Raw genomic sequence first — 21,305 nt, forward strand, 5'->3', positions numbered from 1 at the left:
ATGCGTCCCCTTTCTTATGCTTCTTGTCCAACTGTCTCGTCTTCGATGCCTAACTCTTCTTTAATCCAGTCATATCCTTGTGCTTCAAGTTTATGAGCAAGCTCAGGACCACCAGATTTAACTACGCGACCTTGCATCATTACGTGTACATGGTCAGGCGTGATGTAGTTAAGTAGACGTTGGTAGTGAGTGATAATCAAGCTACCAAAGCCTTCTCCTCGCATTTCGTTGATTCCTTTAGAAACAACTTTAAGTGCATCGATGTCTAGACCGGAGTCAATCTCATCAAGAATCGCAAATTTTGGTTGAAGCATCATTAATTGAAGAATCTCGTTACGTTTCTTTTCCCCACCAGAGAATCCTTCGTTTAAATAACGCTGAGCCATGTCAGTATCCATTTCTAGGAATTCCATTTTGTTATCTAGCTCACGGATAAATTTCATAAGAGAAATCTCATCGCCTTCTTCACGACGAGCATTGATTGCTGAACGTAAGAAGTCTGCATTTGTTACCCCAGTGATTTCACTTGGATATTGCATTGCTAAGAATAGACCAGCTTTTGCACGCTCGTCCACTTCCATTTCTAATACATCTTCTCCGTCAAGAGTAACGGAACCTGAAGTTACTTCATATTTCGGATGACCCATGATTGCTGAAGCCAAAGTAGATTTACCAGTACCATTTGGACCCATTACAGCATGGATTTCGTTTGTATTAATAGTTAAATTAACACCTTTTAAGATTTCTTTACCGTCGATAGCAACGTGTAAATCTTTTATAACTAAAGTCGACATTTAATAACCTCCATTTTTTAACTCTGAATGTAAACCATTCTAAATTATTATCATTCTAATCTTAACGCAAACAGAGGAGCCTTGCAATTCTTTTGGATTAGTTTCTTTTATATAATGTAAGGCAAATAGATTTCTTGCTTTTTCCCATAAAAAACCTTGATTTTTTATACAGCATCTATTACAAAGCATTTTCAATAAGGTGGACCTAATTGAGAATAGATGTCAGTATAACAATAAAAATGTTCACATCCACGTCTTACCCGTCAGGCAAAGCGCCAATGATTTCTTACTATTCAATCACAGTATATAAAAGTGGTTTTCATATGAGCTTGAATGAATACCAAGCTCATATCGTAGAATCTAAAACGGTTCTAACGGATCATTAAATAAAAAAATCCGGAAATATACTATTTCCGGATTTTTTACTTCTATAAGCCTCTGAAGGCTTGTGCATCTATTTTAGCAGCAATTTGCATACTTTTTTCATGATCCTCTTGTCTTCTTTGTTCAACCTTTGTCCTTAATTCTTGACTGTTCCTTAACTCGTCATACCCAAAGCCATGTACTCCTCTAAACGCATTGTCCATTCTCTGTGTATAAGGCAATCCTTCGGTACTGATAATGAATCATCCCTTTCCATTTTTTAGTGTTCAGAACACTGATACCCTCCTCTCAAAAATTAAAACATTTTATGGATAAATCATTACTTTTATCCTAAAAATAAGATAAAGGCTTTATAAAATTAGAAATAATTTTTTTTTGGTAAAAAGCATTGAAATTTACCTTAAAAACGAATAATATTTGTAATGTCCTAAAAAACGTTCGTGTTTAAGAAAGAAGGTATGGAAAGAAATGAATATGTTTCGTATGAAAGAACATGGTACAAATGTAAAGACTGAGCTTTTAGCTGGGATGACTACATTCTTAACCATGGTATATATTGTAGTAGTTAACCCAATTATATTATCTGATGCAGGCGTGCCACTTGACCAAGTATTTATGGCAACAATTATCTCTGCAGTAATCGGTACATTGTGGATGGCACTGTTCGCTAACTATCCAATCGCAATCGCACCAGGAATGGGGTTAAATGCATACTTTACTTATGCGGTTGTTTTAGCCTCAGACGGAAAAATAGATTATATCACTGCATTCTCCGCTGTCTTCGTGGCAGGTATCATTTTTATTATCTTGTCATTGACACCACTAAGAGAAAAGCTAATAGCTGTAATTCCTTCTAATTTAAAGCATGCGATTACGGCTGGAATTGGTTTATTTATCGCCTTTTTAGGACTTCGTATGGCGGAAGTAATTGTAGCAAACGAAAGCAATCTTGTTGGGCTAGGAGATTTAACTTCTCCTGGTGTTCTGTTAACCTTATTCGGTTTACTAATTACGGTTATTTTGATGATCCGCAATGTTCATGGTGCGTTATTTATCGGTATGGTTATTACAGCAATTGTAGCTATCCTGACAAATCAATTACACATTGAACAAGTAGTTGCTGTTCCAAGTCTTCCAGAGGGTATTTTAGTTTGGAATCCAATAGAAGCAATCGGAGAAGTTATCTCTTATAGTTTATATGGTGTTGTATTTTCATTTGTGTTAGTAACATTATTTGATACAACAGGTACAATGGTTGGTGTTGCAAAGCAAGCCGGATTAATGAAAGATGAGAAGCTGCCACGTGCTCGCCATGCTTTACTAGCAGATTCTGTTGCTACAACAGTAGGTTCTATGTTTGGTACAAGTCCAACAACGGCATATATCGAATCCTCCTCAGGAGTAGCAGCTGGTGGACGTACTGGTTTAACAAGCTTAACGGTAGCTATTCTATTTATCGTTGCTTCCTTCTTCGGCCCATTAGTGAGCTCCATCTCAGGTGTAGCAGCTATAACATCACCGACGTTAATAATAGTAGGTGCGTTGATGATAGGTTCTGTGAAGGAGATTGACTGGAGCAAGTTTGACGAAGCATTCCCAGCATTCTTAGTTATCCTAACTATGCCGCTTACGTCTAGTATTTCAACAGGTATCGCATTTGGATTTATTCTCTACCCAATTCTAAAAATAGTAAAAGGGGAAGCGAAAAAAGTTCATCCAATGCTTTATATCTTCGCTATCCTGTTTGCAATCCAATTAGTATTTTTACCTCACTAATATACAAGTGACTGGGATAAATTGAATGAGAAACACTTATGATTCTTTGCACGTATAGAATCATAAGTGTTTTTTTTATTTTTTGGCTTCGGGTTCTCCGTAAGCGATCAAGAAGGTGAACCTTAGGTTCTCCGCATCGTCGGACGCTTGGAGTGGAGGCCAACAGGATGTTGGTCAGGAAAACGTTGTCACACGATGTGACGTTCTTAGTTTTCCCTCCCCCAGGTAAGCCAGCACCCATCGCTGACGCGCGTGGTTGTGCTGTCTTACCAACCACCTTGCTCCCGCAGGAGTCGCCGCCGCTGCTACGAACCAATTAATGTCTCCCCTTATAAATAAATTTCAATAAGAACTAACCCTTTGGAAGAATCTATTTTCAAATAACGGCCGTCTCCGTTACTAGATATAAATAAGAAGAGGTACCTTCTGCTTATAATTACGCAGAGAGTACCTCTTCTTTTGTTTGTTTCTTACTTTACTGGTACGACAGAGCCGCCCCATTCATTTAAGATAAACTCTTGAATTTCTTCAGACGTCAATGCTTCCACTAAAGCTTTGATACGCTCATCCTCTTCATCACCAGCATTTACTGCAATCAGGTTCACATATGGTGAATCTGTTTCTTCAATTGCAATGGAATCCTCTAATGGATTTAACCCTGCATCGATTGCATAGTTTGAATTGATCAGCACAGCGTCACCTTCTTCATTTTCATAAAGCTGTACCATTAACGCTGACTCATAGTTCGGATCAAACTCAAGGTTTTTCGGATTATCAACGATGTCGGAGATAGTTGCTGCAGTGCGGTCCACTTCTTCTGCTAGAGTGATTAGCCCAGCGTCCTCAAGCATTGCAAGAATTCGTCCATGGTCTGCAACGGAATTACTCATTAAAATAGTTGCACCTTCTGGAAGCTCTTCGATTGAATCATATTTTTTAGAATAAAGACCGATTGGCTCGATATGAATCCCACCCGCATTGACGAAATCATATCCATGATCTGCAATCTGTGATTTTAGATAAGGCTCATGCTGGAAGTAGTTTGCATCTATCTCTCCAGATTCTAAGTCTTTGTTTGGAAGTACATAATCTTGGTATGTTTCAATTTGAAGCTCGATGCCCTGTTCTTCTAGCAATGGTTTAGCTTCCTCTAAGATAATTGCATGCGGTACGTTAGAAGCTCCTACCACTAACTTGTTGCTGTCATCGTCTCCACAAGCTGCTAATCCCACTGTACTTGCTGTTAAGAATAACCCTGCTAATAACTTTTTCATTTGACTATCTCCCTTATCGTTTATCGATTTTTGCAGTTATTGTATCTCCAGCCCACTGGATAATAAATACCAATATTAGAATAAGAATGGTTGCTACGAAGGTTACATCATCTTTACTTCTTTGAAAACCATCTTGGAAAGCAAGCGTTCCGAGTCCGCCCGCTCCGATAATTCCAGCCATAGCAGTGTATCCAACTAACGCCACCGCTGTAACTGTAATCCCAGATACTAAAGCCGGCATGGATTCCGGTAGAAGCACCTTCCAGATAATTGTGGAAGTTTTTGCTCCCATTGCCTTGGCAGCTTCTAGCACGCCTTTATCGATTTCCCTTAATGCAATTAATACTAGTCTCGCATAGAAGGGTGCTGCACCAATCACCAATGCAGGAAATGCTGCATTTGGTCCTCTCATCGTACCGATTAAAAACGTTGTGAACGGGATTAACAGGATTATTAGAATTATAAATGGTATGGATCGGAATATATTTACCACCGCTCCAGTTAGCCAGTTAGCTAGCTTGTTTGCCCATGCTTGATGGGGGCTTGTTAAAAACAAGAGAAGTCCTAAGGCTAATCCTAAGATAGCCGTAAGCAGAGTAGAAACTCCTGTCATATATACTGTTTCCCATGTTGCTTCCCACATTTTAGGCCAATCCACATTCGGAAGTAATGTTTCAAGCATGAGGAATCACCTCCGTATGAATCTTTTGAGCATGGATAAAGTCAATCGCTTGCTTAATAGCCTTTTCTTTTCCTTCTAGGTGAAGAATCAGCGTACCAAAGGCCCCTCCTTGTGTATGAGAGATATTGCCTTGAACAATATTGACCTCTAAATCCATTTGCTTAATTAATCTAGATAGAATTGGTTGCTCCGTTTGTTCTCCTACAAAAACAAGCTTTACCAACTTACCATTTGGATAGAGCTCCCTTAGATTGCGAATAGTTTGAGTAGGCTGATTGGAGTCAGATATCTGTGAGACAAATCGTTTTGTAATAGGTGCCTGTGGCTTTTGGAAAACCTGCAGGACATCTCCTAGCTCTACAATTTTTCCTTTTTCCATAACCGCAACTCGATTACAGATTTTTTGGATAACCTGCATTTCGTGAGTAATTAACACAATAGTAAGCCCGAGCTTTTCATTAATATCTACTAGTAAATCTAAAATAGAGTCTGTTGTTTCTGGGTCAAGCGCAGAAGTAGCTTCGTCACATAGCAATACCTCTGGACCATTGGCAAGAGCCCTCGCTATCCCAACGCGCTGTTTCTGGCCTCCTGAAAGCTGTGAAGGGTAAGAATCTCCTCTTCCCTCTAACCCAACTAATTCTAGAAGCTCCTTGACACGTGCTGCTCGCTTTTCTTTAGATACCCCTGCAATTTCTAGTGGGAATTCAATATTCTCTGCAACCGTTCTAGACCAAAGAAGGTTGAAATGCTGGAAGATCATGCTTACCTTTTGTCTGAAGTGTCTGAGCTTATCCTCACTGATTGCTGTTATTTCTTGATTGTTTACGATAATTTGCCCTTCTGATGGTTTTTCTAGACCATTCAACAAACGAATCATTGTACTTTTTCCCGCACCACTGTACCCTATTATCCCGAAAATCTCTCCAGATTTAATTTCAAGATTTACATTATCTACTGCCACGATTTCTCCGTTTTTTGTAGCAAACTTTTTCGAGACTCCCTTTAAACTTATCATGTAAACCTGTCCGCCTTTCTATCAAAAAAACCCTTCTGCAAAAGAGCAGAAGGGGTGTAGGTAACAATAAATACCATTCATCCATTCTCTCATTTTTCAAAGCTTCTGCTTTGTGTGATTTGGCACCATTTCATTTTCATGACGGTTGCCGAGGCTTCATCGGGCACTTCCCTCTGCCTCTCTTAATAAGAGTTAGTTTTATTTAATTCACATATAGTATACTGCATATTATCATTATTATTAATCTACGTCAATACTTTTAATAGTTTCTATTAAATAGGGAACAGATTGAAAAGCATAAATTTTTCGAACAACCGCTCCATCTTTCGTGATTAAAAGACAAGGAACGCTTTCAATTTGATAGTCTTTGGCCACTTCTTGGATAAAATTAATGTTAGCCTGGCCTATAGGAACATCCACAAGTTCTTGGACAACCTCCATCATTTTATGGGCCACCTGGCAGGTTCCGCACATGGGTGTATATAAATAAAACAAGGTCATGTTTGATTGGTTTTTGTTCGCTTCCCATTCCTTGCGTGTCCATTCATTCATAAAGGCATCTTCCTATACTAAGAATTCTTTTTTCACCTTTATATTAACACGTTTCAAAATAGATGCCAAAACCTTCATCGGTGTATTTGCCACTTCTCCATACATTGGGTTTGTATAGAGATGTATAGCCTCGGGATATTCTTTTCTTACGATTGATCTAATTTGTTCTCCAGACTTATCGGCATCCAGAAATGCATAAATCGGAAGTCCATCATAAGGACTAAGAAGCTCCTCTAATTTCACATTGGATATCGTACCGTTTGTACATATAATTTCGGTTGGTTCATCTAGAAGTGTTAAAAGCTGAAGCTTATCTGACCTTCCTTCAACAAGAATAACTTGGTTACTAAAAATAGTAGTCATAGCTGCTTCTCTCCTTACTTCTTCCCTTTACCTTTATTATATGAAAAAAGCACCGATATTAACCGGCGCTTTGATTATTACTCTGCTATTAGTTCATCGTATTTTTCAGGGCTAAGTAAACTCTCAACTTCTTCCAAATCTGCTGGCTCGATTACAATCATCCATGCATTTTCGTAAGGTGATTCGTTTACAAATTCGGGGCTATCCTCTAACTCAGTATTAACCTCAACCACTTTTCCACTGATAGGTGCATATAACTCAGAAACCGTTTTTACAGATTCTACGCTTCCGAAAGGATCTCCAGCTTTGATTTCGTCGCCAACCTGTGGAAGCTCAACGAAAACGATATCTCCAAGCTCGGATTGTGCAAAATGAGTAATTCCGATTTTAGCTTTTCCATCCTCTACTTTTACCCATTCATGATCCGCTGAGTACTTTAAATCTTTAGGTGTGCTCATTTATATACCCCTCTCCAAAAATTATACATTCTACTATTATATTCACATACTTTTATAGTAAAAACAAGGTGATTTACTTGTTTTTCCACGTTTTCTCAAACTCGTCTTCCTTGAAACCGAGCGTTACATTTTTCCCGTCATACACAAGCGGACGTTTAATGAGCATGCCATCTGATGCAAGCAATGTAAGCTGTTCATCCTTAGACATATTCGGAAGCTTGTCCTTCAGCTGAAGCTCTCTATATTTCATTCCACTTGTATTAAAAAATTTCTTTAATTCTATGTTACTTTTATCTACGATTTCTTCTAATAAATCCTTTGAAGGCGGATTGTCGACAATATGGTGATTCTCAAAATCAACATTATTATCTTTTAACCATTTACTCGCTTTGTTGCATGTACTGCACTTTGGGTAACCGTAGTATTGTATCTTCATTTGATCTCACCCTTTTTCTTTTTATCATACTCATTCTCTCCTTCTTGAGCAAGCCATATAACGGTAGATGAGTAAATTACGGGGAGAATGGCCGGTTTTCTAATGGTGGATTAGTTTGGCAAGTTTCTACCATTACTTGCGGTTCGCCTGCGGTTACTTGCGATGCTGTGTATGTTACTTGCGCAGGCTCATTGGTTACTTGCGGTTATGGGGCTGTTTCTGGCGGTAGTGTCTGATTTACTTGCGGTTGTCAATCAAATCAGCCGATTTTTACTACTTTTTTGAATATGCGCTTATACCATCCAAATCGCACCATATAGTCACCGATTTACTTACAACCCGTTCTTCATTTCCCAATATTCTACCATTACTTACGGTTCGCCTGCTGTTACTTGCGAGCCTGTGATTGTTACTTGCACAGGCTTATCGGTTACTTACGGTTATGGATCTGTTACTTGCGTCAGTGCTTGATTTACTTGGGTTGTCAGGGTCATCACTATAAATTGTGGGTGACATATAAGAAAAAGTTGATTGAAGTGTCGGCTGGCGACTCCTAGGGGATAAGCGCGTGCGGAAAATCCAATTGTTTCGGAAGCATCCGAAACAAGATGGAAAACTAAGAACGGCACATCGTGTGCCAACGTTTTCCTGAACAACATCCTGTTGTCCCGAAGCCGCGCCCCCAGGAAAGCGTCCAGCCAGAACGGAAATCAACCGCTTTATGTAAAAAGAAGGTCTCCATTGAGAGACCTTCCTGATAACTAATGATTAAACAACGAATTTTTCTGCTTCTATTAGCTTCACGGAAGCTTGGCGCTTTTTCTCGATTACGTTGTAAGGAGTGTAGCGTGTTAGCTTGCGAAGTGCAGAAAGCATCATACGCAGGTTGTCACCTTCAACAGAAGCGATCAGTGTTTCTTTTGCAGCTTTTTCGATTTCATCAAATGCTTCTTGGCAGAAGATTTCTGTGTAAAGTAGCTTTTGAGAAGCTTTTTCTGCTCCACTGCGGTTGATTGCTTTTTCTGTACGAAGCACTGCTGACTCCATTGCAAATACGTTGTTTGCGATGTTTGCAATGTTTACTAGGACTTCTTGTTCTGCTTCTAATTTAGCGCCAAAGCGTTGTGCAGCCATACCAGCAGCTAATAGACCGATTTTCTTCGCGTTTGCAACTAATACTTTTTCTTGTGCTAGTGGCTCGTCGCTAATTTCTTCCGGCATCATCATCAGAAGCTCTTCTTGAAGACCTTGTGCTTTTTGAAGTAATGGAAGCTCGCCCTTCATCGCTTTCTTCAAGAATGTACCTGGAACGATTAAACGGTTGATCTCGTTCGTACCTTCGAAGATACGGTTGATACGAGAATCACGGTAAATGCGCTCTACCTCATACTCTTGCATGAAGCCATATCCACCATGTAACTGAACCGCTTCGTCTGCAATATAATCTAGAACCTCAGAACCTACTACTTTGTTGATAGAGCACTCAATTGCATATTCAGCAATTGCAGCAGCAATTTTGCTTCCGTCTTTTTGCTCTTCTTCACTTAATTGACTCATACGGTCCTCAAAGTAACCAACTGTACGGTAGATCAAGCTTTCTGTTGCATATAGCTTAGAAGCCATCGTAGCTAATTTTTGCTTAGTTAAGTTGAAGGAAGAGATTGGCGTCTTAAATTGTTGACGTTGGTTAGAATAAGAAATCGCTAATTCTAACGCACGCTTAGATCCACCAATTGTTCCTACACCTAATTTGTAACGTCCGATGTTTAGAATGTTGAAAGCGATAATATGACCGCGTCCAATTTCACCTAATAGGTTTTCTACTGGTACTTCTGCATCTTCAAGAATTAATGTACGAGTAGAAGAGGATTTAATCCCCATTTTCTTTTCTTCTGCACCAACAGATACACCTGGGAAGTTTCTTTCTACGATAAATGCAGTGAATTTGTCTCCATCTACTTTCGCATATACAACAAATACATCAGCAAAACCTGCGTTTGTGATCCATTGCTTTTCTCCGTTAAGGATGTAGTGAGTACCTGCCTCATTTAATTTCGCAGTTGTTTTCGCACCTAGTGCATCCGAACCTGAACCTGGCTCTGTTAATGCATAAGCAGAGATTTTAGCTCCGGAAGCGGAGTTTGGTAAGTATTTTTTCTTTTGATCTTCGTTACCGAAAAGTACGATTGGTAGTGTACCGATTCCTACGTGAGCACCGTGAGTAATAGAGAAGCCACCAGCTACAGACATTTTTTCTGCAATTAAAGCAGAAGAAATTTTGTCTAGGCCAAGCCCATCATATGCTTCAGGAATATCCGCCGCAAGAAGACCAAGGTCTCCAGCAGATTTTAATAGACGTACAGAGTGTTCAAATTCATGGTGCTCTAAGTTTTCCACTACAGGAAGCACTTCATTTGCAACGAATTCCTCTGTTGTTTTTGCAATCATCTTTTGTTCTTCTGTAAAATCCTCTGGTGTGAATACACGTTCTGCTTCAATATCTTCTATTAAGAAGCTTCCACCCTTTACTACGTCTTGAACTTGTGTCATTTTCTCTTCCTCCTATTGTATAAAAAGATTTTTGATGATAATTGTCCAGCTCCAGCGCCTTGCCCCTCGAGGGCCAACAGGATGTTGGTCAGGAAAACGTTGTCACACGATGTGACGTTCTTAGTTTTCCTTCCATCCTCACCAATCCCCATTTGCTTGTCGGGGCAGACATAGGCGCTTGCGCTTTTCTTCTTAATTAAAGAAGCTCAAATACTCCTGCTGCGCCCATTCCGCCGCCGATACACATTGTAACGACACCGAATTGCTTCCCTTGGCGCTTCAATTCACTCATCATTTTTAGCGTTAGAATTGTTCCTGTTGCCCCTAGTGGATGACCTAAAGCGATTGCTCCGCCGTTTACATTCACCTTATCTATATCGATTCCTAAATGACGAACTACTTGGATAGATTGGGAAGCGAATGCTTCGTTTATTTCCCAAATATCGATATCCTCAATCGATAATCCAGCAAGCTTCAATGCCTTTGGTACGGCTACAATCGGTCCGATTCCCATCACATCTGGTGCAACTCCACCAGTAGCAAAGGAACGGAACTTAGCGATTGGCTTTAGGCCTTGCGCTTCTGCTACTTCACGGTCCATAACTAGCACCGCTCCGGCACCGTCAGACGTTTGAGAGGCATTACCTGCTGTTACCGATCCACGGACGTTAAATGCAGGACGTAGCTTCGCTAATGTTTCTAAGGACGTTCCTGGACGTACACCCTCATCCATCTCGAACATCACTTTTTTCGTTTGCTGTTTGTTATTTGCATCTACAAAATGCTTGATTACTTCTACAGGCACGATTTCATCCTTGAATTTGCCAGATGCGATTGCCGCAGCTGCAAGCTCATGGGAGCGAACCGCAAATGCGTCTTGGTCCTCACGGCTTACGTTATACTTATTTGCCACTTGCTCAGCAGTGTGGCCCATTCCCATATAGTATTGAGGAGCTGTTTCTGCTAGCTTCGGATTTGGACGAATGGTATTCCCCATCATAGGTACCATACTCATTGACTCAACCCCGCCTGCAATAATCGCTTCTGCTGCTCCAAGCATGATACGCTCAGAAGCATATGCGATGGATTGTAAGCCAGAGGAGCAGAAACGGTTTACTGTAATTGCTGATGTTGTATCCGGAAGACCAGCTAGCGCGCCGATATTACGAGCTACGTTCATCCCTTGCTCCGCCTCAGGCATTGCACATCCTAAAATCAAGTCATCTATTGGGCCGTCATAACCGCCCGCTCTATTTAATGTTTCCTTTATTACTAACGCTCCAAAATCATCTGGTCGTACAGTTGCCAAGGATCCTTTTTTCGCTTTTCCAACCGGTGTTCTAGCACCTGCTACGATAACTGCCTCACGCATGAGTTCTCCTCCTTCTCCTTCACGCTAGTTGCGTAATGGTTTTCCTTTTACTAACATGTGCTGCATTCTTGCTTGTGATTTTGGATCCGCCACCAGACTTAAGAATGCTTCGCGCTCTAAGTTTAATAAGTATTGCTCATCTACTAGCGTGCCGTATGGTACCTCTCCACCAGCGATTACATATGCTAGCTTCTTTGCAATTTTTAAATCATGCTCACTAATATAGCCAGATAAGAACATGCCTTCCGCTCCTAGCATTAATGCTGCATAGCCAGGTGCCCCTGATACAGGAACCTTTTCACGGATTGGCGCTTTATAGCCTGCTTCAGCTAATGCAAGTGCCGCTTGCTTCGCATCATGGATTTGGTGATCTGGATTTACGCTAATTCCATCCGCAAAGCTCAGGAAGTTGTTCTCACGTGCTTCTTCTCCTGAAGTCGAAACCTTTGCCATCGCAATTGTTTCAAATACTTTAGTTGCTACATTTAAGTAATCTACCTGAACACCATTTGGTAGGCCTTTCAAGTGCTTCATGTAAAGCTCTTTGTTACCGCCTCCACCTGGGATCAGACCTACACCAGCTTCAACAAGCCCCATGTATGTTTCTGTTGTTGCTTGAATATGTGTTGCTGGTAAACAAGCCTCAGCTCCTCCACCAAGTGTCATTCCAAATGGAGCTGCAACTACTGGTTTAGAGGAATATTTAATTTTCATCATTGCATTTTGGAAGCTGCGAACAACAAAGTCTAATTCAAAAATATTATCGTCTTGTGCTTCCATCAGAATCATTCCAAGGTTGGCACCAACGCTAAAGTTTTTCCCTTGGTTACCGATGACAAGCCCCTTGAAGTTTTTCTCCACTTCATCAATTGCAAAGTTGATCATTTGAATGATATCTAAGCCGATTGCGTTTGATTTCGAATGGAATTCTAGTAGAGCGATTCCGTCTCCTAAATCTATTAGGCTAGCCCCAGAGTTTGATTTAATTACTCCGTGCTTTTTCTTATAGCTTTTTAGGTTGATTGCCTTTCCACTAACCGGTACTTCTTTGTAGTCGTTGCCATCAAAGAAGTAAAGCAGGCCATCTTCTTCTTTATAGAAGGAAGTAAAGCCTTTTTCTAATAAAGAAAGAACCAATGCCGGGATTTCCTTGCCTTCTTCTTTCATTTTTTCCACAGACGCTTGAACGCCAATAGCATCCCACACTTCAAATGGTCCCTGTTGCCAGCCGAAGCCCCATTTCATCGCATCGTCGATTGACACGATATCATCTGCAATCTCACCGTGAAGCTGAGCGGAGTAAATTAATGTTGGACTAAGGATGCTCCATAATAGTTCACCAGTGCGGTCCTTTGCATACGTTAACGTTTTCACCTTTGCCGCTAGACCTTTTTGCTGCTTCGCCATTTCCATAGAGGCTGTTTTCAGCTTTTTCATTGGCTCGTATTCCATTGTTTCTGGATTTAGCTCTTTGATTTCTTTTCCTTCTTTTAAGAAGAAGCCTTGACCTGACTTAGCACCAAGCCATTTATTTTCAAGCATTTTTTGCATGAATGCTGGAATTTCAAATACCTTTTGCTCTTCACCAGATGTTTGATCGTAGACGTTTTTTGCAACATGTGCAAAAGTATCTAGACCTACTACGTCTAGTGTACGGAAGGTAGCTGATTTCGGACGACCGATTAATGGACCAGTTACAGAGTCCACCTCACCTACGGAATAGCCTCTTGCTTGCATTTCACGCAATGTCACTAGCAGACCATAAGTACCGATACGGTTAGCAATAAAGTTTGGTGTGTCTTTTGCAATTACGACACCCTTCCCTAAAACGTCCTCACTGAATTTCTTCATGAAATCCACTACTTCTAGAGCAGTAGTAGCTGCAGGAATTACTTCTAGTAGCTTCAAATAACGTGGCGGGTTAAAGAAATGTGTACCTAGGAAATGCTTTCCGAAGTCCTCAGAACGCCCTTCTACCATTGCGTTGATGCTAATACCTGAAGTGTTAGAAGTTACAATCGTACCTTGCTTGCGAACAGCATCTATCTTTTCATATAAGCTCTTTTTAATAGCTAGATTCTCGACTACAACCTCAATAATCCAGTCGACATCTTTTAATTTTTCCAAATCATCCTCAAAGTTACCAGGCGTGATTAACGAAAGATTTTTCTTCGAAGTTAGCGGTGCCGGTTTTTGTTTTAATAGCTTTTGCAGAGCTGACTCAGCAAATCGATTGCGAACCGTTGGATGCTCTAGAGTAAGCCCCTTCGCCTCTTCCTCTTTACTGATTTCCTTTGGAACAATATCTAATAATAATGTCGGAATACCGATGTTTGCTAAATGAGCTGCGATTCCAGATCCCATGACCCCTGATCCAAGTACAGCTGCTTTTTTAATTTGATATGTCACCTACAAAGCCTCCCCTTCATCTTGAATGAACGCTCATTCATTTTGTTTGCAAAAAAAATAGAAACAATTTCTATATCTATTATTCTAGTTCAATATTTAAATTTTCGCAATAATAAAATGAACATAATAAGACATTTTTCTTCCTCCCTTCTGGGAAACAGTGTAAACTATAAATATCATTTACCGGAGGTACATACTATGAAAAAAATCACAACCGAAGAACAATTTAACGAAATTATTTCAGGCGATCAAGAGGTAATCGTAAAATTTGAAGCTGGATGGTGTCCAGACTGCAGACGTATGGAAATGTTTATTGATCCTATTATCGAGAAATATAACAAGTACGCTTGGTATGAACTTAATAGAGATGAATTGCCTGAAATAGCAGAAAAGTATGAGGTAATGGGAATCCCTAGTCTACTTATTTACCAAAATGGTGAGAAGAAAGCACATTTACATAGTGCGAATGCAAAAAGTCCTGAACAAGTAACAGAATTCTTAGATGCACAACAATAAAGTGAAACTTTGATTGGTGGGGTTTTCTTTCATCCCCCACCAATCATTAGTTGAACCAATCGGGCTTTTAGGGACAGTTGATCTCCCACTTAGCTGTCTCATTTCTTTTGCCATCTTGAAGTGGGAGTCTTACTGTCCCTTAATGCGGGATAAAACCTATAACCACTAACGCCAATGGAAGAGAATGAAAAAACATGAGGTGTAGAAATGTCCCAAGAAAAAGAAGTTCTTGAGCTGAAAGAACAAATTGCTCGGTATGAGAAAATTATCATGACTATGTCCACTCCTATTATTCCTTCTATTGTCCCGAAGACTATTCTCATTCCCATTGTAGGATATATGTATAAGGAGCGATTTGACAACATCGAAACTAAAACATTGGCTTATATTGGTGAGCATAAAGAAGTAGAGAATGTTGTTTTTGATTTTACTGGAGTAACATTGGAGCATATTCAAACATTTGACTATAATGATTTAGCTTTATCCATCAATCGTTTAAATAGTTCCCTCAAGTTAATGGGAATCCGACCGATTTATGTTGGTTTTAATCCAAGCTTCATTCGTGAAATTGTCTATGCAAGTCTACATGTAGACATTGAAACCTACAAGGACTTCCGCATCGCTCTAAGCAAGCTGTTAGGGGAGAAAAACACAACGTTACATTCTGTTTAAATAATATATAAGCCCTTTCGATTCTATTAATAGATTCGAAAGGGCTTTATTAGTTCTGCTCTAGTTTAAATGAAGGTCAATGCTCTAATAAAGTCCGTTGTTCTCCATTTTGGGCGGACGCTTTCCGCGGGCACGGCTCCAACTAACTTTTATCGTGTCAGGTCACGATAAAAGTGGATTTTCCGCTCGCGCTGTTCCCGCAGGAGTCTGCCACCCTCCATTCCGATCAACTATCTGTTACTAAGGTGAAACACCACCTACATTTTATATTAATCATATCAATGCTATTATACAAAAATCAAAAATTACAATCTTGCGTCTTCTTATACACATTTTTATGAAGCCTAAAAAATATTTTCTTCCCCATCATCGTAGAATAAACGATTATATTTAAAAGTTCGTCAAGCAGATAGGTAATTTTCTTGGTTTAAACCAGCTGTCCAATTGAATAGCCATTTGTGTTTCCAACTCGACTATACCGTACTTGGAAAGCTCCTCTAAAGAGGTGCAGCCCATCCACCAAGCACTTAACTCTTGGATGGCAATGTTTAAGAGTACTTGTTGACCGGTTTTTCGTATTTTGTTTGCGCTCCAGCTCTTACCGTCGAAGGTCATTTCATATATCCCAGCCTGTTCTGGTATAAAAGTGTCCTCCACTTGCATAAGGAACCGTTCTGTTGAAGCAGGCTTTGACAACGTACTCTGTAAAGCCTCTAAAAATACAGGAATATTGACGATGCGGTACATTAAGCCAGACCCCACAGTGGCCGCTTCATGGTACACACTCGGAATAAGTCGGTTCGAGCCATTAGAAGGATTCGTTAATGTGTAAATAAAGGAAGTATCAAATGTCCGTAGAACGATGCGATCCACCTGATCCTGCTGAGAATGTAACCAAGCAGCTAGCTGCTTATATCCTTCCACATTGCTCCAAACCCATTCATGGACATACATGCGCTGGTGCAAGAAATTGTCATCACTTATTTTCTTTAAAGAGAAGGCTAAAACGCCTACTAACTCTCCCTCTATTTTCACTCCAACATAATTAGCGGCTCCGTTTTTGATATGCTGTCTTTCACTCCATGTTCGCTGTAGCATCCCGTGGTTGTTGCTTGCATACTTGTTATAAAGCTTCACCATTTCTTCTTCGTCCGCCGCATCCAAATATCGAAGGTTTTCTTTTTTCCCATTAGTCACGATAGTATCTGGCTTGATTGAATATTCATATTTAAGAGGCCCATATCCATAGCCCATCTTTCGATAGAAGGTAGGATTAAAAGGATAAAGAGCAACTAGCCCCACCCCTTCTTGTCTTGCCTTCTCATGAAAATCAGAAAGGAGCTTTAAGGCTATCTTCTCTTTTTTATGTAATAAATGAACAGCGACCATACCAATGCCAAGCATCCGCTCTAGCCTGCCGTTCAAATTTATAGTGAAATCGCCTATTCTGTACATCCCCTTGAGCGTCTCTTCTTCATCAAAATAACCATAAAAGCGTATATGATTTTCTGTTTCCTGCTCTCGCTTTAGCCTTTCAGCTAGCTCTTCTCTTTTTGCAGGAGTTTGACTATCCATCCCAGGATACGCTAGAGCTGCTACATGAGCAGCTTGGCTATAATCCTTGTCCTCTAATAGTTTAATCATGTTTTTCTTCCCCTTTGTAACGCCTTAATAGGCTTTCTCCCTCAGATTTAGTAAAATAAAGACAATCCCCTCTAAAGGAGGAAACAACCTTGAAGGTAATACTTCCTGTCAAAGGAATGTCCCAATATGATTCATCCATACAACCAAAGCTGCAGTCTTCTGCTTGTGGACCTGTGACAGCCTATGTGCTGTTAAATTATATAAAACCAGACACTTACTCTTATCAGGTGAATCAACTGTATAAGCTGCTAGGCGGAACTAGAATCGGCCTTTTCACGCATCGATTTATTAGAAAAATGAAAAGGCTACTGGGACCAGCATGGAAAATCTCTAAGTGCAATGTCCATGATGCAATGCAGCAAATAGAAGCAGGTCGACCAGTTGCCTTAAAGTTTGATCGGTATTTTGCCTTCCGACGCAAAGGCATATTTACTTTTTCCTATCATTGGGTTCCTTGCATAGGCTATGAAAAGATAGAAGATGAAATCTTTCTATTCATACATGACAATGGAGGACGAAACCGAGAAAGTAAAATTCGACGGGTAAGCTTCCAGGACAATGCCCCTATCCTTACTTTTGTTAAATTTGTTCCGCCAGTAAATTAGCTTGCAACTGTCTCGCTAAAATCGTATATCCCTGATCATATAAGAAATCCATTTTAGAGGAATCAATCTGGTTTATTAATAAATGCTCCAGCTCTGCATCAATTGGCACGTCTCTTCGAATAGTTGCCAGCTGTTTAGAGAGCTTGAGCATTTCCATATCCGTTTCAATTTTCGTGCGTTGTCCTGCCTTTAATAGATGCAATGATTCTAATACACTTTCCACTGATCCATAGGTTTGAATTAATTGCAGAGCGGTCTTCGGTCCTATTCCCCTTACACCTGTATAGCCATCACTGGAATCTCCCATAAAAGCCTTCACATCTGGGAATAAAAGTGGAGAAATGCCATACTCTTCTATAAATCTAGCTTCATTATACATATCATAAATAGTAAATCCTTTTTTCGTAAAAGCGATCTCTGTAGATGGATGCAATAATTGAAGTAAGTCCTTATCTCCACTTACAATCGTAAATCTAGCATCGTCCTTCCATTTGTGCGTGATCGATGCAATCGTATCATCCGCCTCCATACCGACAACACCGAAGTTTTTCCAGCCTAGATGCTCAGAAAGCTCTTGCGCCATATCAAATTGTGGTACAAGCTCGTCCGCCGGCTTAGGGCGATGTGCTTTATAGCCTTCATATAATTCTGTACGGAAGGTATTCATCCCTTTATCCCAACAGATTGCCATATGGGTAGGCTTCATAATTTCTTGTGCAGCCAATACATGCCGTGCAAAGCCCTGAACAGCATTAGTCGGAATGCCTTTTTCATTTTTAAAGTAGTTTCCGCTCATCGCCGTTGCAAAGAAGGAACGAAATAGCAAAGCCATTCCATCAACTACTAGTACATGTGGTTTATCCTGTTGCATTTTTAACATCCTTTTCTATCTATTTCATACTAGTATAGCATGATATTGACCAGCTAAAGGGAAAGAAAAAAAGGAAAGAGCACATGCTATCTCTTTCCATCTTTCCTCTATCTCACTCAAATTGAAAACCAAATAGCTTTAATTTTTTCTTGTTTTCCTTGTCTTTCGCATTGATAGAAAGATAGATATTCTTTGGCTTGTAGTGGTCTTGGACAAAAGCAAGCACTTTTTCCAAGTCCTCGCCCTCCCAATCGACAACATAGATTGATTGCTCATCTAAAGCCTTCCTTGTTGTCGCATTTACAATGTGAGAGGGATTCACCCAAAAGCACCATTCTGGTTGCTTACTATAAAACCCTTCAAAGCCCTCTGCTATTTTTTGAAGTGTGTATTTCTTGCTAGATGTTAGTGACAAAAACTCTTCTTTCTCTAATCTTTTATAAGTTTTCTGTGCTCGCAGCTTATTATTGGAGAGCCTAGCCAAAAGTAATTTTGGAGAGGAGGTTACTGAAATGCTATCTTTTAAAGGCTCACAGTTTGGAAGTGAGGAAGGAAGCCAAGAAAAAAGCTTCTTGGAAGAAAAACAAATGGTATGTATAGAATTTTGCCCATAGTTACTAACTACGAAAGGTAAATTGCTATCCTCTACCGTTAAGTAGGTTGCTTCCGAAGCAAGAAGCTGGAGACATTCAGACAACAGGACTCTCTCTGGGTTAAAGAGCTTATACTCCTCCTTCCAAAAGCTTCTGTGTCCAACAAACCTTCCGCGACAGCTAAAGCCTAAATAGCAAGCAATCTCCTCCTTCCCATGCGATAAAGTCCAAAGATGAACATGAAGCTCGTCCGAACGCTCCTCGATAACTCTTCTATAAAAAGAAAGTTCCTCACTTGGCAGAAAGGGAATAACCCCGTCTAGGTCTACTTTCTTTATCTCTATCTCGCCTATACTTTCTAAATACACTTTTTCCTTTAAAGGAATATAGGTGAGATAAGGCAATGTAGAGGAGGATATTTCAGGGATATCCAACCTTCTTTCCTCCAATTTACTATTCCGTGCCTGTAAGTAGTCTGACAAAGCAGAAACCTGCTCCTTGTCAATAAACCCATCGAGCTGGAAGATACACTTTTTTTCTCTCTTCATTAATTCATCAAAGAAATACATAAACACTCTTGCCATATCCTTTTTACCGATGACAAACCCTTTGTATAACTGAGTAGGATCTTCTAGAAACCGAAAAGTGGTCAAGCTTGCGGACCGTTCAACTTGAAAAGGAAAGAACGCGATTACTCTCTTAAGCTCCTTTACAGCATAAACCACCATGTTTTGAGTCCTGCCAAAGGTATCCCACCAGCTTGAGAAAATAGGATACTCAAAAAAAGGATATCTATTGTCCGCTTCTCGTAAAATAGCATCCCATTCCTCTTTGTACGTACGTAAATGCTTCGTTGATTGGATAACAATTAACTCCACTTCATCCTCCGTCCGTTTGGAAAACTGTCTTAGAAAATTATATTCGGTGAGATGGACAAAACAGAACTTAACCAAAAAATGCACCACTCTTTTTAATAAAGAAGTAGTGCATTTGAGAAAGCTTGTTATTCGTTGTACATGATGCTGTTCTACATCTAAGACAATCGAGTATGTAAGTTTGTGACATTTTTACAAAACAAAGCTATTCATAATAAAAACACCAGCATTACACTGGTGTCCTCTGTTAGCGCATGGTATGTATATTATTCTCCATCACTATCGCTATCATCTGCTCCCTTGCTTCTTGGCAGTATGCCTATTTTTTCTACAACCTTAGGCAAATTCATAGCGATGAACATTAGAAATACAGTAATAATCGCTAGATCATAAGCTCCATAGCCAATGGTTAAACCGACACAAGCCGTTATCCATAGGTTTGCAGCGGTTGTAAGTCCACGCTTCACATTATCCTTATCAAGCCAGATAACACCTGCTCCTAAGAACCCGATTCCGCTGATTACCTGAGCTGCCAAGCGCATTGGATCCATATAAGGTCCTTGGTTTAAAGTAGAAAGACTCATCGCAAGCGTAGATCCCAAGCAGACCAAAATGTGCGTCCGAATACCAGCGGGCTTATGCTTGATAGCCCTCTCCAAGCCTATTAAAAAACCTATAAATGTTCCAACTACCAATCGGATATAGAGGTCATAATGTGAGGTAAACATAGAAGTAATTATATCCATATATACTCGCTCCATTTCCATGATTCTTCTCTAACTATTCGCCGCCGATTTAAAATTTCCTCTTAAAATCGAGAAGGAATTAAAGAGAGTTATATAGAATAGAAATTTATTACAGAAGAGAGGTTGGAATTCGATGATTGAAATTGCCACTGAGGAAGATATCGAATTTATTTTCTCGCATGCTGGTCAATCTGCAAGCGAAGGCGCACAAATGAAAATCACGCAAGAACAGGCTTTAGAGCTTTTAACTCCTATAGTAAACCGAGGAGCCACATATTTATTGACAAAGGAAGAAGGCTCTATTACTGGGTGGATTCTTCTCGCTCAAAATATGGATTACTTTTCAGCAAAGGAATATGGCTTTATCTATGAGATTTTCGTCCTTCCGGAGCACCGAGGCAAAGGACTTTCAAGCAAGCTAATAAATGAAGGGAAGGCTTTTTTGAAGAATAAAGGATTCGATGAGGTGCGCTTAAACGTCTTTTCCACCAATTTTGCCAAAAAGATATATGAAAAAATGGGATTTACAGAGGTCAACTGCATTATGAAATCTAGCTTATAAAATAAAGGTAGAGCACAGCAATTTCACAAGGAAATTGACTGTGCTTTTTTACTTTCCCCTTCCTCTAGGTGCAAGTAACAAGTGAATTCGCAAGTATTCTCCTGAGTACCGCAAGTAAAATCAGCAGAGGCGCAAGTAACCTACCGAGAACTG

Annotated in this window: 21 protein-coding genes and 1 riboswitch; of the genes, 5 read left to right on the forward strand and 16 right to left on the reverse strand. The window is 40.0% G+C overall.

The features are described 5' to 3' along the window. Positions 1-14: 14 nt before the first annotated feature. Both sufC and AC1VU3_RS10200 read right to left on the reverse strand, forming a co-directional pair. Entirely contained in the window at positions 15-794 is a 780-nt protein-coding gene (gene sufC / locus AC1VU3_RS10195) for a Fe-S cluster assembly ATPase SufC (protein WP_482983397.1), read from the reverse strand. Between the two features lie 428 nt (positions 795-1,222). Beyond that, positions 1,223-1,399, reverse strand: a complete 177-nt coding sequence (locus AC1VU3_RS10200; protein ID WP_482983398.1) for a YuzK family famiily protein — start codon at positions 1,397-1,399, stop codon at positions 1,223-1,225. Between the two features lie 253 nt (positions 1,400-1,652). Here AC1VU3_RS10200 and AC1VU3_RS10205 point away from each other — a divergent pair, with 253 nt between their 5' ends. Then, positions 1,653-2,954 carry an NCS2 family permease gene (locus AC1VU3_RS10205; RefSeq protein ID WP_480388690.1) on the forward strand — a complete coding sequence of 434 codons (1,302 nt, stop codon included), beginning with the start codon at positions 1,653-1,655 and terminating at the stop codon, positions 2,952-2,954. 470 nt (positions 2,955-3,424) lie between these two features. Here AC1VU3_RS10205 and AC1VU3_RS10210 read toward each other — a convergent pair whose 3' ends face one another. The 10 genes from AC1VU3_RS10210 to AC1VU3_RS10255 all read right to left on the reverse strand — a co-directional run bounded on the left by AC1VU3_RS10210 (position 3,425) and on the right by AC1VU3_RS10255 (position 14,068). Beyond that, entirely contained in the window at positions 3,425-4,228 is an 804-nt protein-coding gene (locus tag AC1VU3_RS10210; protein ID WP_482983399.1) for a MetQ/NlpA family ABC transporter substrate-binding protein, read from the reverse strand. Between the two features lie 13 nt (positions 4,229-4,241). Beyond that, the gene (locus AC1VU3_RS10215; protein WP_480388481.1) at positions 4,242-4,910 is read right to left on the reverse strand and encodes a methionine ABC transporter permease; all 669 of its coding nucleotides are present in this window, start codon (positions 4,908-4,910) and stop codon (positions 4,242-4,244) included. Further along, positions 4,903-5,928: a methionine ABC transporter ATP-binding protein gene (locus AC1VU3_RS10220; RefSeq protein ID WP_482983400.1), complete on the reverse strand. Its 1,026-nt coding sequence runs from the start codon at positions 5,926-5,928 to the stop codon at positions 4,903-4,905. Before AC1VU3_RS10220 ends, AC1VU3_RS10215 begins: the two co-directional genes overlap by 8 nt. A gap of 86 nt (positions 5,929-6,014) precedes the next feature. Then, positions 6,015-6,120: riboswitch (SAM riboswitch) on the reverse strand. Between the two features lie 48 nt (positions 6,121-6,168). Continuing rightward, the gene (locus tag AC1VU3_RS10225) at positions 6,169-6,480 is read right to left on the reverse strand and encodes a thioredoxin family protein (RefSeq protein WP_480388483.1); all 312 of its coding nucleotides are present in this window, start codon (positions 6,478-6,480) and stop codon (positions 6,169-6,171) included. 12 nt (positions 6,481-6,492) lie between these two features. Next, a complete protein-coding gene (locus tag AC1VU3_RS10230) occupies positions 6,493-6,843 on the reverse strand; it encodes a toprim domain-containing protein (RefSeq protein ID WP_480388484.1) in 351 nt (116 codons plus the stop codon). A 77-nt stretch (positions 6,844-6,920) separates the two neighbouring features. Further along, a complete protein-coding gene (gene gcvH / locus AC1VU3_RS10235) occupies positions 6,921-7,301 on the reverse strand; it encodes a glycine cleavage system protein GcvH (protein ID WP_480388485.1) in 381 nt (126 codons plus the stop codon). A 73-nt stretch (positions 7,302-7,374) separates the two neighbouring features. Beyond that, entirely contained in the window at positions 7,375-7,737 is a 363-nt protein-coding gene (locus AC1VU3_RS10240) for an arsenate reductase family protein (RefSeq protein WP_482983401.1), read from the reverse strand. 768 nt (positions 7,738-8,505) lie between these two features. Next, positions 8,506-10,287 carry an acyl-CoA dehydrogenase family protein gene (locus AC1VU3_RS10245; protein WP_482983402.1) on the reverse strand — a complete coding sequence of 594 codons (1,782 nt, stop codon included), beginning with the start codon at positions 10,285-10,287 and terminating at the stop codon, positions 8,506-8,508. Positions 10,288-10,483: 196 nt separating this feature from the next. Beyond that, the gene (locus AC1VU3_RS10250; RefSeq protein ID WP_480388488.1) at positions 10,484-11,659 is read right to left on the reverse strand and encodes an acetyl-CoA C-acetyltransferase; all 1,176 of its coding nucleotides are present in this window, start codon (positions 11,657-11,659) and stop codon (positions 10,484-10,486) included. Positions 11,660-11,683: 24 nt separating this feature from the next. Further along, positions 11,684-14,068, reverse strand: coding sequence for a 3-hydroxyacyl-CoA dehydrogenase NAD-binding domain-containing protein (locus AC1VU3_RS10255; protein WP_482983403.1), 2,385 nt, complete (start codon positions 14,066-14,068; stop codon positions 11,684-11,686). Between the two features lie 198 nt (positions 14,069-14,266). On the opposite strand from AC1VU3_RS10255, the gene AC1VU3_RS10260 reads away from it, so the two are divergent. Next, positions 14,267-14,584, forward strand: coding sequence for a thioredoxin family protein (locus AC1VU3_RS10260; protein ID WP_482983404.1), 318 nt, complete (start codon positions 14,267-14,269; stop codon positions 14,582-14,584). 207 nt (positions 14,585-14,791) lie between these two features. Further along, on the forward strand, positions 14,792-15,256 hold the full coding sequence (locus tag AC1VU3_RS10265) for an STAS domain-containing protein (protein ID WP_480388491.1): 465 nt from the start codon (positions 14,792-14,794) through the stop codon (positions 15,254-15,256). A 390-nt stretch (positions 15,257-15,646) separates the two neighbouring features. Here AC1VU3_RS10265 and AC1VU3_RS10270 read toward each other — a convergent pair whose 3' ends face one another. Next, on the reverse strand, positions 15,647-16,900 hold the full coding sequence (locus AC1VU3_RS10270) for a GNAT family N-acetyltransferase (protein WP_482983405.1): 1,254 nt from the start codon (positions 16,898-16,900) through the stop codon (positions 15,647-15,649). A gap of 89 nt (positions 16,901-16,989) precedes the next feature. Here AC1VU3_RS10270 and AC1VU3_RS10275 point away from each other — a divergent pair, with 89 nt between their 5' ends. Next, complete coding sequence (locus tag AC1VU3_RS10275; RefSeq protein WP_480388493.1) at positions 16,990-17,505, forward strand: C39 family peptidase; 516 nt, start codon at positions 16,990-16,992, stop codon at positions 17,503-17,505. On the opposite strand, the gene AC1VU3_RS10280 is transcribed toward AC1VU3_RS10275, so the two are convergent. From AC1VU3_RS10280 to AC1VU3_RS10290, 3 genes are all read right to left on the reverse strand, one after another. Then, positions 17,480-18,376 carry a 5'-3' exonuclease gene (locus tag AC1VU3_RS10280; RefSeq protein ID WP_480388494.1) on the reverse strand — a complete coding sequence of 299 codons (897 nt, stop codon included), beginning with the start codon at positions 18,374-18,376 and terminating at the stop codon, positions 17,480-17,482. The genes AC1VU3_RS10275 and AC1VU3_RS10280 overlap by 26 nt on opposite strands. Positions 18,377-18,488: 112 nt before the next feature. Continuing rightward, positions 18,489-19,847: a GNAT family N-acetyltransferase gene (locus tag AC1VU3_RS10285; RefSeq protein ID WP_480388495.1), complete on the reverse strand. Its 1,359-nt coding sequence runs from the start codon at positions 19,845-19,847 to the stop codon at positions 18,489-18,491. A gap of 263 nt (positions 19,848-20,110) precedes the next feature. Next, positions 20,111-20,590 (reverse strand): MgtC/SapB family protein, encoded by a 480-nt coding sequence (locus tag AC1VU3_RS10290; RefSeq protein WP_480388496.1) that lies wholly within the window; start codon positions 20,588-20,590, stop codon positions 20,111-20,113. Positions 20,591-20,723: 133 nt separating this feature from the next. Between AC1VU3_RS10290 and AC1VU3_RS10295 the strand changes: the two genes are divergently transcribed. Next, positions 20,724-21,152, forward strand: coding sequence for an N-acetyltransferase family protein (locus AC1VU3_RS10295; RefSeq protein WP_480388497.1), 429 nt, complete (start codon positions 20,724-20,726; stop codon positions 21,150-21,152). Positions 21,153-21,305 lie beyond the last annotated feature (153 nt).

This window comes from Psychrobacillus sp. Z16_25, assembly GCF_056856695.1.

Bases quoted from the DNA above. Each gene is read 5' to 3' on its own strand.
- sufC (WP_482983397.1), bottom strand. From the start codon at position 794: ATGTCGACTTTAGTTATAAAAGATTTACACGTTGCTATCGACGGTAAA.
- AC1VU3_RS10205 (WP_480388690.1), top strand. From the start codon at position 1,653: ATGTTTCGTATGAAAGAACATGGTACAAATGTAAAGACTGAGCTTTTA.
- AC1VU3_RS10210 (WP_482983399.1), bottom strand. From the start codon at position 4,228: ATGAAAAAGTTATTAGCAGGGTTATTCTTAACAGCAAGTACAGTGGGA.
- AC1VU3_RS10215 (WP_480388481.1), bottom strand. From the start codon at position 4,910: ATGCTTGAAACATTACTTCCGAATGTGGATTGGCCTAAAATGTGGGAA.
- AC1VU3_RS10220 (WP_482983400.1), bottom strand. From the start codon at position 5,928: ATGATAAGTTTAAAGGGAGTCTCGAAAAAGTTTGCTACAAAAAACGGA.
- AC1VU3_RS10225 (WP_480388483.1), bottom strand. From the start codon at position 6,480: ATGAATGAATGGACACGCAAGGAATGGGAAGCGAACAAAAACCAATCA.
- AC1VU3_RS10230 (WP_480388484.1), bottom strand. From the start codon at position 6,843: ATGACTACTATTTTTAGTAACCAAGTTATTCTTGTTGAAGGAAGGTCA.
- gcvH (WP_480388485.1), bottom strand. From the start codon at position 7,301: ATGAGCACACCTAAAGATTTAAAGTACTCAGCGGATCATGAATGGGTA.
- AC1VU3_RS10240 (WP_482983401.1), bottom strand. From the start codon at position 7,737: ATGAAGATACAATACTACGGTTACCCAAAGTGCAGTACATGCAACAAA.
- AC1VU3_RS10245 (WP_482983402.1), bottom strand. From the start codon at position 10,287: ATGACACAAGTTCAAGACGTAGTAAAGGGTGGAAGCTTCTTAATAGAA.
- AC1VU3_RS10250 (WP_480388488.1), bottom strand. From the start codon at position 11,659: ATGCGTGAGGCAGTTATCGTAGCAGGTGCTAGAACACCGGTTGGAAAA.
- AC1VU3_RS10260 (WP_482983404.1), top strand. From the start codon at position 14,267: ATGAAAAAAATCACAACCGAAGAACAATTTAACGAAATTATTTCAGGC.
- AC1VU3_RS10265 (WP_480388491.1), top strand. From the start codon at position 14,792: ATGTCCCAAGAAAAAGAAGTTCTTGAGCTGAAAGAACAAATTGCTCGG.
- AC1VU3_RS10270 (WP_482983405.1), bottom strand. From the start codon at position 16,900: ATGATTAAACTATTAGAGGACAAGGATTATAGCCAAGCTGCTCATGTA.
- AC1VU3_RS10280 (WP_480388494.1), bottom strand. From the start codon at position 18,376: ATGCAACAGGATAAACCACATGTACTAGTAGTTGATGGAATGGCTTTG.
- AC1VU3_RS10290 (WP_480388496.1), bottom strand. From the start codon at position 20,590: ATGGATATAATTACTTCTATGTTTACCTCACATTATGACCTCTATATC.
- AC1VU3_RS10295 (WP_480388497.1), top strand. From the start codon at position 20,724: ATGATTGAAATTGCCACTGAGGAAGATATCGAATTTATTTTCTCGCAT.